This window comes from Emergencia sp. JLR.KK010, from assembly GCF_037018265.1.
GTDB classification, from domain to species: domain Bacteria; phylum Bacillota; class Clostridia; order Peptostreptococcales; family Anaerovoracaceae; genus Senimuribacter; species Senimuribacter intestinalis.
Genome location: NZ_CP143550.1, coordinates 1,088,178 through 1,104,543 on the forward strand (window position 1 = coordinate 1,088,178; position 16,366 = coordinate 1,104,543).

Genomic DNA, 16,366 nt, shown 5'->3' on the forward strand with positions numbered 1-16,366 from the left:
AAGGTGAGAGAACATGAGTAAAAGACCTGAGATAACTGCAGATTTATCGGCTGTTGCAGAGCGATATATTGATCCACATAATGATCCGCGCATATATTGGGCCAGAGAGGTTACCTTCGATTATGCAATGGGTTATGCCAGCCGTGTGGATTATATGCTTTTTAAACCAGTAAACAATTCGGTATCAGGTATTGAAAAAGGTGATGTTTACTGTTATGAAATTAAATCTTCAGTAGAGGATTTTCGTTCTAAAAACGGACACAACTTTATCGGCGATTACAATTACTATATTATGCCGAAAGATGTTTATGAGACAATCAAAGAGGAGATTTTGTACAATATTGGCGTTTTGGTGCCTTCCGAAACAGGACTGCAGAGCGTAAAAAAAGCAAGAAGAAAGAACAGAACGAAACCACTGAGCGAAATGCTCATGATGATGTGGAGATCGTCAAGGCGTGAGCTGGTTAATATATGGAAAGGAAGTGCCTTATGAAATACAGACTTGTGCTTGCTGCTGGTCATGAACAGATTTCTGATCAAATTAAAAAGTTCGATGAAGTGGAGGTGGTGGAGGAAAATGATGATATTGAGATCGTAGAGGAAGTATTGGAATTCGTGGATGCAGATTTTGCGGTCATAAATACAATGCTCTCGACAGAAAAAAGCCTCCATTTCGTCCAGAGAGCACAGCAAATGCGGGTGAAGGTGATTTGCATCGTTACAGATTTAAACGTGGATAAAAAACTGATTCTGAGTCTTGCCGGGTGCGGAGTTATGGCTTTTATTCAGATAAATGAACTTTATCGCATTCCGGAATATCTTGAAGCATATCCGGAGCAGTTTGACTATCAGCTGCTGCAGGATAGTATAGAGGTGGATCGAACAGCGGGGGCGAAATCTGCAATGCAGAAAAGGAAAACAACAGTTGCAGTTTTAGGAATCATGCCAAGGATTGGAACAACGACCCATGCACTGAGTCTTGCAAAATATCTTAATGACCGAGGTTACAAGACAGCATACATTGAATTAAACGGATCTGATTACATCCGTCAGCTGGCAGCAACTTATATCGCTGCAGTGGATGATGTTGCCGAAGGGAAAGTTACTTATGAAGGATTAGACATGTATTACAATCCTGGCAGTGTTCCCAAAGCACTGAGAATGCCGTATCTGTTTTATATTTATGATTTTGGAGATATTCATGAGCTGAAATCGCGAGAACAGATTACCTGGCTGGAGAAGGATATTAAAGTTTTAGTTGCCGGTACAAAACCAAATGAAATTGATCAGCTGCAGTACGCAGTACAGCAGGTTTATAACCAGAATACTAAGTATCTTTTTAATTTCTGCAGCACAGACGAACAACAAGACGTTGAAGCGCGAATGGGCAGCCGGTCGGACGTGACCTATTTTGCAACCTGGCTTCCTGATCCATTTGCAGCGGAGGAGAACTTCTATTTTGCCGAAATGATGGCTGATGCTTTAGCAAAGACAGAAACTGTGTCTGAAGTAAGAGTAGAGAAAGTACAGAAAAACAGGCTTTGGAGGAAGAAAAGACGATGAAGTTTCAAAAAGGATTTGTAGAAGAATACGAGAAACAACTTCAGGAGGAGGAAGTACAAAGAACATTACGAGATAAGTATAATATAGAGGATGATAAAACAGTTAATATTGTAAAATTATCTTCATGGCAGTTCTTCATCGAAATAGTGAGCAGTTGGGGAAGAAAATTATTAACTGTCGTCATGCTGATTTTCTTTGCAATTGGGGTGCTTGCAATGCTTTATCCCAAGCCACGTACGGAAATGCTGTTCCTGTTTCAAGAGATATTGGATGAGATAACAGCATATTTGCCGGATTTTCTGGTATTTTGGAATTAAGGGGACAAAATTTATGAAACGTATACCACTAGAGGGCAAAGTCTTTGGCATGTGGGAAGTCTTGACCTTTGCTGGAAATAACGGAAAGAAATCGTTTTACTATTGTCGATGTAAAAAGTGTCAGCAAGTGTACTTGGTGAGAGCAGATAAGTTGGTTTCGGGGAGAAGTCTGCGGTGTAAAAACTGTAGGTAATGAAATAGTTCTGCATATGTATTGACAGTTTTACAAAAATCAAATATACTCTTACTAAGGCTACTGAGTAAACAAAGACAACTAAGTGAAAAGAGTAGGAGGAAAAATTATGAATCAGAAAGAAAAGGTCACTTGCTCATTTTCAATGGATAGGGAACTGTATAACACCTACAAAGGAATTGTTGCCATGAATGGAGAGAATGTAAAAGGAAATTTGGTACGGTATATGCAAAGTGTGGTTGAGTATAGAACACCTAATGCTGATACCATTTTAGCGATGAAAGAAGTAAAAGCATTAAAGGCTGATCCTAACAAAAAAACTTATGATTCTTTTGCTGAACTTCTGCGTGAAGTAGAAGGGGAAATGGACAATGAGCACTAAATACAAAATCGTTCAAACCGGAACTTTCAAGAAGGATTTAAAAAAAGCCATAAAAAGAGGATATGATATTAAGCTATTGGGGGATGTAGTTGATGCCCTTGCTGCAGGAGAACAATTAGCCAGGAAGTATAAGGATCATAATCTTACTGGAAACTACAAAGGTTGTCGGGAGTGTCATATAACCCCGGATTGGCTTCTGATTTATGAAATTTCAAATGATGAACTGATTTTATATCTCACTAGAACTGGAAGCCATAGTGACTTGTTTTAAAGAAAAGGAGAATGGAAGTGAAAAAGTTAATTACATTGCTTATTACCTTAACATTGGTACTGACGATGGCAGTTCCAGCGTTCGCAGCAGACAATCAGGCTCCTGCAGAACCAGCTCCAACAGAAGTGAAACTGACGGCATCGCAAGTAAAAGCAATCACACCGAAGAATTTTAAAGCTGCAAGCTACAGCTATACAAAAATTAAAACTACTTGGAGTAAGATTGAGGGTGTTGACGGATACAAAGTATATCGTGCGACTTCCAAAAACGGAAGCTACAAGCTGGTGAGAACTACGACCAGCGCAAAAACTGTCTCCTATATCAATACCGGAAGAACCACTGGAAAGACCTATTACTACAAGGTCAGAGGATATAAGAAGATTGGAAAAACCACATACTACACTAAGTATTCTGCTGTCACCAGCACTTATGCTAGACCGAATAAAGCAGTGATTACAAAAGTAACGCTTGGTGGCAGTGATAAGGAGGGACCATACGATAGAACACCGAAGACCTGCTGGAACGCAGTAAGCGGCGCAACAGGGTATGAGGTATATAGAACCTTAGTTGGCAAGAACAAGTGGAGCAAGATTTACACAACGGCAAAGACTTACTACACTGATAAGACAAAGTCTTTTCGCACGTATTACAATTACGAATATAAGGTTCGAGCCTATAAAATTGTATCCGGGAAAAAAGTGTACGGTCTGTTCTCTTCGCCGAAGGAGTTTGAACCTGAATGGACGATGGAAGAACTGATGCCAGAACTGATTGCTTATGGCGAGAGCATTGAAGGAAGGCGGATGCAATACAATCCGGCAACGGATGAACTGGAACCGTATACGGGTTCTGAAGGAAGCACCTATACAATGAAGTATGAAGATGCAAAAGAAGCAAAAAAAACTCCAGAAAATAGCTCCTGGTCTGCAATCTTTCCGAAATACATCAGTCCTTACTGGTCTAAAGCAACAGTGATGAAGCAATTGAAAGGCTGCATTAAAGCGGAAATTGAATCTGAGATGAAAGCCAACTACCTTATCTGGGAACCTGCGGACGAATACTCGGAAGCTGGTTGGACTGGAACAGATTGGTTTTTTCTGTATTATCGAAAAGCTGATGGTGGGCTAGAAAATAGAAGAGGTTATCACTTCTATCTCATGTATTAACTGAATATCGTTTGTAAAAGGGCAGCTGAAAGGCTGCTCTTTTCATATATGAAAAACCAACAGCGTATCGCATGATGCGCTGTTTTTATATATATAAATTCAAGATTATATAAAGGAGGAGCAAGATGTTAGAAAACAAGAAACATCCGATTCTGCGAAAAGCGTTTGTACTTCTTATGACAGTAATTATGCTGGCAGCATATATGCCACAGCAGGCATTTCAGACTACTTATGCAGCAACGAAAGCCTCTGTTTATGATGGCAGAACGCTAAAGGGATCTGATGGAAAGCCATACTATCCGAATAACAAAGGCGGTGGTTACTACTATGCGAAATTTTCCAATGCAAAAGGGGACGGATTTGTTTACCGCCTTGCAAGAGCGACTTCCGCTAAGAAAACTATTGTAGTAGATAGTGGGAAAAGCACTTATGCCGGATATTGTCTGGAGCATGGTGCATGGCTGAATGCAGGTGGCACTGGGTACAGTGCAGAAAAACAGCAGGAGCTAGAAAAACTAAGATGGATGAGACCATATAGTGAAAGTACACTGCAAGGTATGCGTCTTGCGCTGCTGTTTGGAAAACAGCCGGGGCATACTCAAAAGGATGTGCCAGTAGAAGGATGCAATTTGGATGATTGGTACTGGGCAACCCAAAATATCATCTGGGAATTTCAGCAGGGACTTCGGACATCCGTTGACAGTGGGCTAAAGAGTAGAACGGGAAAATATGCTATGGACGCGAACTGGTTTCGTGACACGGTAAAAGGACGTCCAGCAGAAAAGATTTACAACTGGATGCTGACGCAGATGAAGAAATATGTGAATGTTCCCAGTTGGACAGCAAAATACAGCGATAAGATAGGGAGTCGTCATACGATTAAAATGCAGCAACAGGCAGATGGCACGTGGAAAGCTGTAAAGAAAGATACAAAAAAAGTAGGACAGGACATTAAATCCACCAATAAACACATCAAAATCAAGAGAAACGGTAACGAATACACCATTACCTGTGATGTAAATCCGAAAACGATTACAAAGCCGATTCTGGCTAAAAAGAATATCGATGTGTCAAAACCAAAGCAGGATCTTTTGGTATGGTCTACCAATCAGAAAAGTCCGGTTGCAGATTCTAATCACTTGCAGACCGTGGCAACAGGCGGAGATGACCCAGTAGAGATGTATTTTAAAGTAACAGCAGCAGAAACAGAACCGGAGCCAGGAGAGCCGGAGGAACCGAAACTGCCGTCCTTTGAGCTGGACGTTGAGAAACTGGATGCCAATTTAGGCTTTGACAATAATACGCATACCGGTATGGGTGATGCGCCGCTGGATGCGACGATTGACCTTCTCGTAGACGGCGAAGTAGTTGATTCCAAAACACTGGACGTAAATGGATATAGCGATGAGCCGTTTTATTTTATGCCTTGGGATGATGTATCTGAACTGGATTATGAAAAAGTAGAGAAAAAGGATACGGGAACTGAGAAAGTCACTGTACACCACTACTGGCGGGGAACTAAGACGGTCAGCACCGAGGAATCCGGCGTACCGGATGGCCGTTTCCCGGATGAAAAGGGCGGTACTCGTGACCACGGAACCATCACATATTATGCGCACGCTGTAGACGATGGTCCGATTGAGTACAACATCACTTATGAAAACGGTACTTTAACAGACGCTGCAGATATCGATCCGGAAAATCCGCAGCCGATGTTGGATGATATGGGAAGTCAGGCATACGTGAATGATAACTACCGTGGGCGTTTGCAGATTGTAAAAACAAAAACAGACCTTGACCCGTTCACTCCAGATAACGGAAGCGGTAAACTCGAATACTCGACAAATTCTAAGTGGACCATTGAGCTTACCTCTGGCGGTTTTGAAGATCACCCATATATCAAAGTTGTACCTGTAAAAGAAGGGGAAAGGGGCTATGATGAATTTGCTAACTGCTATCGTGTTGTAAGAGACAATAGCGGTACACCTGCAGATGATGAACATCCTTTAACTGTCAGCAAGTTTGGTCAGATTAGGATTATTGATCTGCCTTATGGTAACTACCTCGTAAAAGAAATTTCTGCAGATTCTAACGGATATGTTTTGGAATCCCATGAAGTAACAGTAACCGAAGATGGACAGCTGATTTCGACTGATACCGATAATGTACCAAAGAAGAACAAAGTACAGATTATCAAAACAAACTCAGAGACAGGAAAGCCTGTCAGATTAAACGAAAACGCAGCATTCCGGATTAAGTATCTTGGAAACCCGGATTTAGCAGACCCAACATTATCTCCGAACTACGGTAAGTATCTGCCAAACGGCAGCAGCTACACCGATGGCGATGCTGCCGGCAAGAACAATTACATTTTCAAGTGTAATGCGGACGGTCAAATTGTGCTGCCATATGAGCTTGAGTACGGTAATTATCAGATTGAAGAAGTGACTGCCCCAGAAGGATACTTTATCGGCGAATACGATGAAAAAGGTGTCGGCAGCAGCACAAATATGCCGAAGAAATTCGAAGATGCTGTTGTTATCTACGATGCTTCTGGTGATAGAGTAACGGACTTTACCAGTAACAAGAAGGTTATTTTTAACAAATATAAGTTTGCTGTTACAGAGCAGACGCCGCATCAGGACGGCAAGGACTATGTGACCTACTATCTGACTATTAAAATGCCGAACAATCCGGTCAAAGGAAAAATCCAGATTACCAAAAATGGTGAATCTCTCGCAGGCTGGCTGAATGAAGAATTTGGTGGAAACAAAGGCTTCTCTGCAGTATGGGGCAAAACAAGATTAAAGAATGCTAAATTCAACGTATACGCAGCAGAAGATATTCTGCAGGTCGATGATGTGCAGAGAATCAAAGCATATGACAGCAAAACAAATGAAGAAGTGGCGCTAGAAGAAGTCACCCGTGACCATAGCAAAAAGAACGGCGCACTGAGCTTCTGGGAAAAGCTTCTGAAGACTGGCGAAAAGATTTTGCGCTGGTTTGGGCTTGACATCGGTGATGACAATGAATGCAGAACCGAATACATTGCAAAGTCTGAAAAAGGTGCGACTTATTCCGCAAAATACTCTGTAAAGGACAAGGAAGGAACCACATCTACATACACGGTAGATTACTCCCTCAGCTATACAAAGGGCGGCATGAACTATACCAATATCCATGTGAAGAAAGACATGGTAGCGGATGATTATGTTGCAGGTATCGACTACACAACTCCAACATTAAAAAGTGGGGAAGAAGATGTTGATATTATGGACCTGATTTTGCCGAATAAAAACATGGTGAAATTAAACAAGAAAGTTGTTGATGAATATGGTAATGATGATATTACCGCCAGAATTTTGAAACCAATGACACTTGTTGTACCTCTTGACGAGGATAAAGATCCGGAGGTCAAAGATGGCTGGACACTTGTGAAGAAAGCTGACAAGTATCTGGCAACCTTTGAAGAACCACAGGTTGATGATGATGGAAATCCAATCCTTGACGAAGAAACCAACGAACCGGTTACAAAAACTATTTATAAGGTTTATGTAAATGACAATGGCAAAAAGAAATGGGTAGCATCCGATGAAGATGGCGTATTTGAAGATGCAAATACACCGAAAAAAATTCCGGAAGGTTTTGTAAAAACTGATAAAGCTGATATGTATCAGATTACAAAAACTGATGCAGAATCCGGCAAAGCAGTATATATGGTATGGACTGTTGATGGCGGTGCAGGTCGCTGGATCAACTGTGATGCGGATGGCAACTTCTACAAATCCTATCATCAGGAATGGGATTTCACACTGTCTCAGCACTTTGACTGTGCAGACGGCTTTGTGTTTTCCTTTGACGGTTTGATCGTAGATGCTGCTGCTGACAATGAAGCACAGATTGCTAAAACTGTAGTAACAAACCCATGGAAAGTAACTCCGGAAATTACGCACTCTGATGCGTATCAGTATGAAACAACTGATAATATCACAACATTTACTGCTGCACCGACTGATGCAGCTCCTGTTTACTTTAAGGTAAATAACGGTATTAAAACGTCTATGATTTATCAGGGCGGCCAAACGATTACAACCATTAACGCAAAACAGAGCCAGTTATATAACTTTGGTGTGGATAGTAAACCAGAAGATACAACTTCAGTTGAAAAGCTGTATCCGACCATCGAATATACAACTGACGAGGAAACAGAGCTGATTGAGTGGTGCAAAGGCCTGACGCCGGATAACACAAAGTTTGACAGAGTATTTGATGAATCAAACTATGTCAAGGTAATCCGTCATGAAGTCAGCCCGGAAAGCAAAGACGAAGTATCCTATGAAATCGTGATTGTAACTGATAACAAGGATGAAAACCGTGGCTTTAAGGTAACGTTTCCGGATACTACAACCCTTCAGCCGATAAACTGCACCGATGACGGTGAAGAAGCCGGTAAGCTCGTGTTTAAGAGCATTGAGGGAACAATGGTATATCCATTAGGTAGTCCGGTTGCTACAATTACCACCGATGAAAATGGTATTGCAACAACACCAAACCTGCCGCTTGGTAAATATTACATCCAGGAAGTGAAATCTGGAAACGGTCATGTAAACAGCTCGCAGTGGAGAGAATTTGAACTGAAATATGCGGATCAGTATACGCCTCTCATTTGGGACGAAGCGACACTGGATAACTCAGCAGTCAGTGTAAAAGTTGACCTTTCTAAGTTATTTGAAACCGCATACAAGAGCAAAGAGTACCAGCCGGGTGCCGGTGCTGTATTTGGTGTTTTTTCTGCAGAAGAAATCACTGCCAAAACGAAAACCGAGAAAAAAATTGATACAAAGAAGATTGGCTCAGACTCTTTAGTTGGTACAATCACAACCAGAGAAGATGGCAGCGGTACAGCAATCGTGAAGTTGCCGCTTGGCAAATACTATATTAAGGAGTTATCTGCACCGGAAGGATATAAGCTGAATGGCGCAAAATACTATTTTGACGCCGTGGATATTTTGACTGCGGATCAGATTGATTTTGCTTACGATGATATTGGCGTAAGCGGTTATGTAACGCAGGATGGCAACGACCAGACGATTGTTAATATCGAAAGCCTGTACAGTAAGCCGATGAACAATCTGAAAGTAGATGGCACAGAATATGATCTGCTGCAGTCAGTGACTACAGAAAATGTCGTTGTAGAAAAACTGGACGGCAGAACCAGAACGAAAGTTACGGTTCCTGCGGGAAAGAGCAGCACTGTTACATTTGCAAACGGCAGCACATTAAATATTGCAGCTACTAAGACAACATATACTGCAACTTTCGATGGTGGTGCAGCCCCTGAATTAGAGCTTGGCAACGAAACGACTTTAGCAAAAACCGTTGAAGGAACAAAGACAATTGTTGCCTACAGCCCGAAAGTAACTAAAACAAATTGGCTCAGCGAGGTGTCTTATGAATACGAACCTCCTAAAAACACCGATAAGGGTGAAGGTGGTTTTACTGTAGTGCGGCCTGCAAACAAGAAGCTGGCACTGACAAGTGCAGTTGGAACTTCCGAAGTCACTGCGTCTATTGACTACGCTTATGCTGCAGCAGAGTTGACCTTTACTAAAGGCACTGTAACTGGTGTAACCGTAGATGAAAACGAATTAGATGCTGCAGATTATGCAGATGGCATCACGTTGAAGCGAATTATTAAAACACCTGTAATGGTCGAAAACCCAGATAATCCGGATGGAGAAAAAATCCAGAAGGTAGATAAAGACGGAAAACCTGTATATGAAACCGCTGTAAATGCTACAAAAGCTGTTATCAACTTTGCTGACGGCGTTACTTATACCGTTCAGTTTGATGCTTCTGGCAACTTCTATATGGATGCTTCCGGTTATGTTGATGATGACTTGGAAACAGAAAGCATCTTGTCTGTTGACGGAAATCCAGTAACAGCCGATTTCCTCAAAACAATGAAGCTGATTAACATCAAAAACACCACTGCTAAAACCTATGCAAGAAACAATACCGATGCGGGCGTGCTAAATATCACTGTAAACAACATCAAAAATGACAGAATTCCGACTGATGTACCGGAAATCCCGGATATTCCAGGGACACCGGATACTCCATCTATTCGCACAACTGCAAAGGACAGTGAAACTCATGAGCACATCTCAAAAGCTGATAGTAAGGTTACAATCATTGATACCGTATCCTATACCGGATTAACCCCTGGTCAGGAATACACCTTAAAAGGCGTGTTAATGGATAAGGCAACCGGTAAAGAATTACTGGTAAATGGTAAACCTGTGACTGCCGAGAAAGTGTTCATACCGGAAAAATCCTCCGGCACCGTTGATATGGAATTCACCTTCGATGGTTCCAAGTTAGAAAATATGGCAACCGTTGTATTTGAGGAGTTATATAAAAATATTGACACCGATAAAGACGGTAAGCCGGATACACCGGAAGATAAGCAGGCAGCAGTCCATAAGGAGATTACCGATGAGGGACAGACCATTTACTTCCCAGAAATTAAAACCAATGCAACAGATAGTGAGACAGAAGATCGCATCTCTAATGCAGATAAAAAGGTTACAATTAAGGACAAAGTGACATACTTCAACCTGCTCCCTGGCAAGGAATATACCGTAAGCGGCGTGCTGATGGACAAGGAAACTGGTAAGGCGCTCTTGGTTGACGGCAAAAAAATAACCGCAGAAAAGACCTTCGTTGCAGACTCCGCAAACGGAAGTGTGACCTTAGAATTTACTCTGGACGCATCTGCACTTGCTGGAAAAGCAACCGTTGTATTTGAAAGTCTCAAATATGATGGCAAAGAAGTTGCGGTTCATAAGGATATCAAGGATAAGAATCAGACAGTGATCTTTAAAAAGAAAATCGGTACTGTCGAGTTGACACCACCAAAAGGACCGAATCCTTACGATGATACAAGCATTACAGTTGAGACTATCACACCAAAAACTGGCGATACCGCAAATCTATTGATATGGATTGCCCTTGCTGTGATGGCACTACTTGCCATATTTGAAATCTATCGCAAAATAAGGAGAAAAGAATAAAAGAATATCCGTTATTACCCTAGAGGGCAGCTTTTTAGCTGTCCTCTTTTAGTTGGAGATAAAACGATGAAAAGGAAGATCATCTTACTGCTATGTTTTCTCTTGGTTTTGAATCTGTGCTGCGCAAGCATCACATTTGCTGGAACTAGCGAGAAAACCATGTATGCAAAGCAGCAGACCTGGATCTATAGCAGCGGTCATCAAACCGCAAAATATGCGGTTTGTCCAGTAGGAAAAAATCAACAAATCAAGGTTGGAAAAAAGGTATATGCCACCATGCCAGGTGGAAAAAAGGACTACTATTATCAAACATCTTACTTTGGCAAAACCTTTTATATTCCAGCCGCAAAGCTGACAACGGAAAAGCCGAAAAACGCATATGCGCTTACTTATAGTTTTCAGGAACTGGAAGTCACACCAAAACTGTACTTATATGCATTGCCGAGTCTTTCGGCTGCAAAAAAGCAAACAAATGAAACCAGCATTTACACCATAGGAGAGACCAAAAGCTGGTATGTAGCATTTGTAAGCGGGAAACTGAGATATATTTCGAAAAAATCATCAGCGATTAAGAAGGTGAAGAAACCTGCATATGTTCCGCTGCATATCAGCAGTAAGGATTTTTCCTCTGCGAAGCAAAAACAGATTAAGAATAGATTTTATATGCAATATGCACTTTTACCGTCCTATATGCGGGACGGTCTAGTAAAAAGAGATGCCGAAATATATATACAGCAGAAGCTAAAAGAACCATTTGAAACGAATGGCAATGGTGGTTATACCACTTCCGCAGTAGCAAAGGCAACAATCTATGTAAAAGAAAACTCCTCGTCATACAATTTGGAGTATACACTGCATCATGAAATTGGACATGCGCTTAGTCGGCATTTGTGGCCAGGACAAAGCATAAATGAACTGGAATATCTCATACAGGAAAACAAGAAATTGCAGCTCGGTGCGTATTATGCAAGCAATGCAGCGGAATGGCTCGCTGAATGCATTGATATTTTAATCAAAGATCCAAAAATGCTGCAAAATAAAGCACCAATGACTTATCAGTTATTGGTGGAAGAAGTGTTTAACACAAACGAAAGTCCATTACGTGCCGCTGCTTAATCTGGCACGAAAAAATATATCTAAATACTTAAATTTTAAAAGCGAAAGGAAAAACAAAAATGAAAAAGAAAATGATTACTGCGCTTTGCGCACTTACTTTAACCCTCGGTACTGCAGGAAGCTGCTTTGCAGCCGAAACTAATCCACAGACGACACAGGCTTACATCAATATTCCTGCCACTGCAATCGATTTTAGCGTAACAGAGGAAGTCATCTTTGCGGGTACTGCTGATTCCGCTGACTTAACAGCCAATGACCTAGAAATCACCAACAACAGCAAAATCGGTGTACTGACTGCTTCTATCGAAGTAACCGGAGACAATGGCTGGACAGTAGTTGCTGATTCTACTGACTTCGCAAGATTAGGCGCAAATGCTAAGAAGATTGGCATCATGGCAGCAGGAAGCCACGATATGTCTACTGGTGCATACACCGGTGCCGGTAACATCAATCCACAAGATAAGGTAACAGTTGGTCTTACTGGTAAGACTGGTAGAGTAACTACTGCGCTTGATAAAGCAAAGGTGGTTAACTTTGTAACAACAGTTAGTGTAGTGGAAGAATAAAGGAAAGAGGTGCAGAATATGAAAAAGAAAATTTTATCCGTTATTTGCATACTTAGCATGGTGCTTTGCTCATCTGCTGTCGCTTTTGCAGACGACAGCAATGTAGCAGCATATATGACTGTGCCGGCAACTGCGATTGATGTGACAGTGACTGAATCCATTGATATGACAGGCTCTGCAAATGCTGTAGACTTAATGGTGGACAAAGTAACCGTTACTAATAACAGCGCAGCTGGTGTTATTAACATTGACAAGGTAGCGGCAACCGTTGCAACAGGTTGGGCTTTGGTTGACGCAGCTACAGACTTTAAAGCACTGAATGCAAACGCCAAAAAGCTGTCCCTGACACCAACACTGGGAAGCTCCACCTGGGATATTACCAAAACTTGTCCGACTTTTGCTAAGGCTGACAGTAGTGTGTCTGCCGGTGCATCAAAGGACATTACCTTTACAGGAAAAACCGGCGTTGTAACAACTGCCGTAAACCATGTACAGGCAGCCACTATCGTGGTCACTTTGAGCCTGGCATAAATCCGTTATTACTATAAGCAGAAAGGTGGTACGTAATGGAAAGTACAGAAAATACAAACGAAAAGAACAAAAAACAAAAAATACTGATTATAGTTTTGCTGATTGCAGTTGTTATGCTGGGAGTAGGACTATTTCATGCCCTGCATTCAGATGACCTTGAGACTAGCAAAACAGCTGTTATCGTGCAGACAAATGAGGAGCTAAGCGACACAAACGGGGGACAAGTAAGAATCCGTATCAATTCAGCGGTACAGGTTTATGAGGATACCATGCAGGATCTTGCTTTTGCAAATCTTAATGAGGACAGGCAGCTGCAATGCAAAATCAAAGTGGGAGATACCTACGTTTATAATTCCGGGCTTATTAAATCCGGGGATATTGTACAGGCAGATGTTATTGATACGTCAGCTCTGCAACAAGGCAAAAACACTGCAACGGCAGAGATTTATAGCTACGATATGGGCAAAGATCTAATCGGACAGACTAACACGATTATCGCCCTATATCTAAATGACTAATGAGTAGGGCGTCTAAATGGACGCCCTTTTATATAGGAAGGAGGAAAAACGTTGAAAAAGAAATCTAAGAGATGGCTTTCGCTTTTGCTTACTATGACCATGCTTTTAGCAATGGCAGTTCCAGCCTTTGCAGAAGAGCTGGATAGCTATATGGAGCAGACTCTCATTGACGCAGTGCAAGAAGATCAAGAAGATACTGTAATGAATGACGTGGATGATACCAGTTTATCTGAGACTCAAGATTCTGACCAAGTAGAGGCAACAGATGATGAAGCCGATTCTGAGCAAGTATCTCAGGAATCCTCTGGAAAGCCAAAAAAGGCAGCTCCGAGAGTTACCACAGCTGATGGAACTAGAACAGTCCTCTATGAAGATGGCACTTTAATACTCAATGAATTGGAAGCAGATAGTGCAGCTAATGAATCTGCCCATGGTGCTGTGACTAAAGAATATCCGGCTTGGGATGGCGAAGAAAACGACTATGTCTTCGGAGATACCGGGGTTCCATGGTTTAAATTTCGTTACAATATAAAGGCAGTTGAAATAGGCAGTAAAATATCTCCAGTTGACACTTCAAAGTGGTTTTTTGATTGTACGAACGCTATTAGGGCAGAACTAGCAAATCTGGATACCTCAAAGGTCACCACTATGGAGATGATGTTTTATAATTTCGGGAGCGTTGCTTCCGATGTAACGATTTCAGGTTTAGAAAGCTGGAATACTGGCTGCGTTACAAATATGCAGGGAATGTTTCAATGGACAGGTCAAAGTGCGACTGGAAGTATATTGATTTCAGGTTTAGAAAGCTGGAATACTTCAAATGTCGAAAACATGACTGAAATGTTTGACAGTGTAGGCAGTCGGGCCACATCAGTCGTCCTTTCTGGTCTTAATAAATGGAATACAAGCAAAGTTAAAAACATGAGAAAAATGTTTTACTTTTTTGGTAATCAAGCAGGAACAGTAGAGATACCAGGCATTGAATGTATTGATACTAGTAATGTGGAGAACATGGAAAGCATGTTTGAAGGCTGCGCAAGTACAGATACCAAGAATGTAACTATAGATTTATCGAATTGGGATGTATCAAATGTTACGAACATGCGAAACATATTTTGTCAGTTTAAAATATCTGCGGACAAAGTCATTTTCTTAGGCCTTGAAAATTGGAAATTCAATAGTAACGCAAATTTGAGCGGTATGTTTTCAATGTCGGGAATAACAGGCATTACTCCGTTAGTATCAGAATATAACATTGGCCTTTTAACAATTCCGGGCGGCTGTATTGTTGATAGCATGTTTAACTTTGCTGATAATGTAAAAGGCACCCTAAAAATTGATGGTATGCCTATTTCTGAATATGGTGGAGATATTAACCTTGCATGGGGTGCAAATAGAACTGGAGGAGCCTTATATCTCGCACCAACTAACGCAGCAACATTGACCTGGGCGCAGGAAACTATTGACAAATATGGTCCTTCTGGAAATGAATCTCAGGGAAATGTATATTTGTTGAAAGACCATATCATGCGAACTATCCTCTATGAAGATGGAACTCTGCTCATCAATGAGTCTGGAAAAGATCAGGAAGCTAACGAAGCAAAGCACGGTGCAGTCAAAAAAGAATACCCAGCTTGGGACGGCGCAAAAAATGATTACAACATAGCCGGCAATGGCGTACCATGGAGTTGGCTAGACGAAATAGCCGCTATAGAAGTTGGCAGCAAAATTTCACCTTTGAATACCTCGCGCTGGTTTTTCGGCATGCATGTATCTTCGATTGATGTATCTCTTCTGGATATGTCAAATGTAACCTCTACGGAGGAGATGTTTGGAGAAACTACTGTAGAAGAAATTGTAGGATTGGAAAACTGGGATATGTCAAATGTAAGGGACGCACATAACATGTTTGGTTGGCTTTGCATGGGCGCAACAACCCCAGTAGAGCTTTCCGGAATTGAAAACTGGAAATTCCCAGGTGGAGCAAATTTAAGCGGAATGTTTATGAGCAGCGGAGCGGTGCGATTTGACAGCTTTACCATTCCAGAAGCATGTGACATTAGCAATATGTTTAATAGTTCATCGGAAGTTTACGGTGAGCTAATCATAAACGGTGTGCAGACTTGCACCGAAGAGGGCGAATGGAACGGCTTTGCAAAAAATGCAAATCTGGGGAAAGGAGCGCTCTACCTTGTGCCAGATGATGCAGCATATAGCCAAGCGGAAGATATAGAGAGTAAATATGGCATCAATGGCAGCGTTACGCAGGGTCATGTATATCTCCGCAAAATGCTTGATTTTACTGTATCTGAATCTATCACAATGACTGGTACTGCAAATTCCGCTAATCTAACAGTAAGTGACTTAACAGTGGAAAATCTTGGTTCAAAGGCAATTACGGTCAGCAGCGTGCAGGTGGACAATATATTAAATGGTTGGACGCTTGCTGCAAACAGTACTGACTTTGCCGCACTTGCAAAGGATAGTAAAATGTTCTCGCTTGTAATAGGCGAATTTGATTTGTCCAAAGGTGCATATACCGCTGGCGGCACTATTGCAGTCGATGGGCAAAAGGTGTTTAAGCTAACTGGGAAAACCGGTATTGTGAGCAAATCCATCAATCAGCAACAGGTTGCAAATCTAATAGTAACGGTTGAGACGGAGTAA

At 41.6% G+C, this 16,366-nt stretch carries 12 protein-coding genes; all 12 read left to right on the plus strand.

All coding sequences use genetic code 11. The features are described from left to right. Positions 1 to 13 precede the first annotated feature (13 nt). The 12 genes from V1225_RS05130 to V1225_RS05185 all read left to right on the plus strand — a co-directional run bounded on the left by V1225_RS05130 (position 14) and on the right by V1225_RS05185 (position 16,366). Positions 14 to 493 carry a hypothetical protein gene (locus V1225_RS05130; protein ID WP_161908407.1) on the plus strand — a complete coding sequence of 160 codons (480 nt, stop codon included), beginning with the start codon at positions 14 to 16 and terminating at the stop codon, positions 491 to 493. Beyond that, positions 490 to 1,563, plus strand: a complete 1,074-nt coding sequence (locus V1225_RS05135) for a hypothetical protein (RefSeq protein ID WP_338547713.1) — start codon at positions 490 to 492, stop codon at positions 1,561 to 1,563. Before V1225_RS05130 ends, V1225_RS05135 begins: the two co-directional genes overlap by 4 nt. Beyond that, on the plus strand, positions 1,560 to 1,880 hold the full coding sequence (locus tag V1225_RS05140) for a hypothetical protein (protein ID WP_161908409.1): 321 nt from the start codon (positions 1,560 to 1,562) through the stop codon (positions 1,878 to 1,880). Before V1225_RS05135 ends, V1225_RS05140 begins: the two co-directional genes overlap by 4 nt. A gap of 302 nt (positions 1,881 to 2,182) precedes the next feature. Further along, positions 2,183 to 2,455, plus strand: a complete 273-nt coding sequence (locus V1225_RS05145; protein WP_161908410.1) for a hypothetical protein — start codon at positions 2,183 to 2,185, stop codon at positions 2,453 to 2,455. Next, a complete protein-coding gene (locus V1225_RS05150; protein ID WP_161908411.1) occupies positions 2,445 to 2,726 on the plus strand; it encodes a type II toxin-antitoxin system YafQ family toxin in 282 nt (93 codons plus the stop codon). Before V1225_RS05145 ends, V1225_RS05150 begins: the two co-directional genes overlap by 11 nt. Positions 2,727 to 2,743: 17 nt before the next feature. After that, positions 2,744 to 3,892 (plus strand): hypothetical protein, encoded by a 1,149-nt coding sequence (locus V1225_RS05155; RefSeq protein WP_338547714.1) that lies wholly within the window; start codon positions 2,744 to 2,746, stop codon positions 3,890 to 3,892. A 125-nt stretch (positions 3,893 to 4,017) separates the two neighbouring features. After that, positions 4,018 to 10,968 (plus strand): VaFE repeat-containing surface-anchored protein, encoded by a 6,951-nt coding sequence (locus tag V1225_RS05160; RefSeq protein WP_338547715.1) that lies wholly within the window; start codon positions 4,018 to 4,020, stop codon positions 10,966 to 10,968. 66 nt (positions 10,969 to 11,034) lie between these two features. Continuing rightward, complete coding sequence (locus V1225_RS05165) at positions 11,035 to 12,084, plus strand: hypothetical protein (RefSeq protein WP_338547716.1); 1,050 nt, start codon at positions 11,035 to 11,037, stop codon at positions 12,082 to 12,084. A gap of 59 nt (positions 12,085 to 12,143) precedes the next feature. Then, a complete protein-coding gene (locus V1225_RS05170) occupies positions 12,144 to 12,650 on the plus strand; it encodes a hypothetical protein (RefSeq protein ID WP_160200898.1) in 507 nt (168 codons plus the stop codon). An 18-nt stretch (positions 12,651 to 12,668) separates the two neighbouring features. Beyond that, entirely contained in the window at positions 12,669 to 13,181 is a 513-nt protein-coding gene (locus V1225_RS05175; RefSeq protein ID WP_160200899.1) for a hypothetical protein, read from the plus strand. Positions 13,182 to 13,216: 35 nt separating this feature from the next. Beyond that, a complete protein-coding gene (locus V1225_RS05180; RefSeq protein ID WP_160200900.1) occupies positions 13,217 to 13,699 on the plus strand; it encodes a hypothetical protein in 483 nt (160 codons plus the stop codon). A gap of 51 nt (positions 13,700 to 13,750) precedes the next feature. Next, positions 13,751 to 16,366 carry a BspA family leucine-rich repeat surface protein gene (locus tag V1225_RS05185; RefSeq protein WP_338547717.1) on the plus strand — a complete coding sequence of 872 codons (2,616 nt, stop codon included), beginning with the start codon at positions 13,751 to 13,753 and terminating at the stop codon, positions 16,364 to 16,366.

Bases quoted from the DNA above. Each gene is read 5' to 3' on its own strand.
- V1225_RS05130 (WP_161908407.1), top strand. From the start codon at position 14: ATGAGTAAAAGACCTGAGATAACTGCAGATTTATCGGCTGTTGCAGAG.
- V1225_RS05135 (WP_338547713.1), top strand. From the start codon at position 490: ATGAAATACAGACTTGTGCTTGCTGCTGGTCATGAACAGATTTCTGAT.
- V1225_RS05140 (WP_161908409.1), top strand. From the start codon at position 1,560: ATGAAGTTTCAAAAAGGATTTGTAGAAGAATACGAGAAACAACTTCAG.
- V1225_RS05145 (WP_161908410.1), top strand. From the start codon at position 2,183: ATGAATCAGAAAGAAAAGGTCACTTGCTCATTTTCAATGGATAGGGAA.
- V1225_RS05150 (WP_161908411.1), top strand. From the start codon at position 2,445: ATGAGCACTAAATACAAAATCGTTCAAACCGGAACTTTCAAGAAGGAT.
- V1225_RS05160 (WP_338547715.1), top strand. From the start codon at position 4,018: ATGTTAGAAAACAAGAAACATCCGATTCTGCGAAAAGCGTTTGTACTT.
- V1225_RS05165 (WP_338547716.1), top strand. From the start codon at position 11,035: ATGAAAAGGAAGATCATCTTACTGCTATGTTTTCTCTTGGTTTTGAAT.
- V1225_RS05170 (WP_160200898.1), top strand. From the start codon at position 12,144: ATGAAAAAGAAAATGATTACTGCGCTTTGCGCACTTACTTTAACCCTC.
- V1225_RS05175 (WP_160200899.1), top strand. From the start codon at position 12,669: ATGAAAAAGAAAATTTTATCCGTTATTTGCATACTTAGCATGGTGCTT.
- V1225_RS05180 (WP_160200900.1), top strand. From the start codon at position 13,217: ATGGAAAGTACAGAAAATACAAACGAAAAGAACAAAAAACAAAAAATA.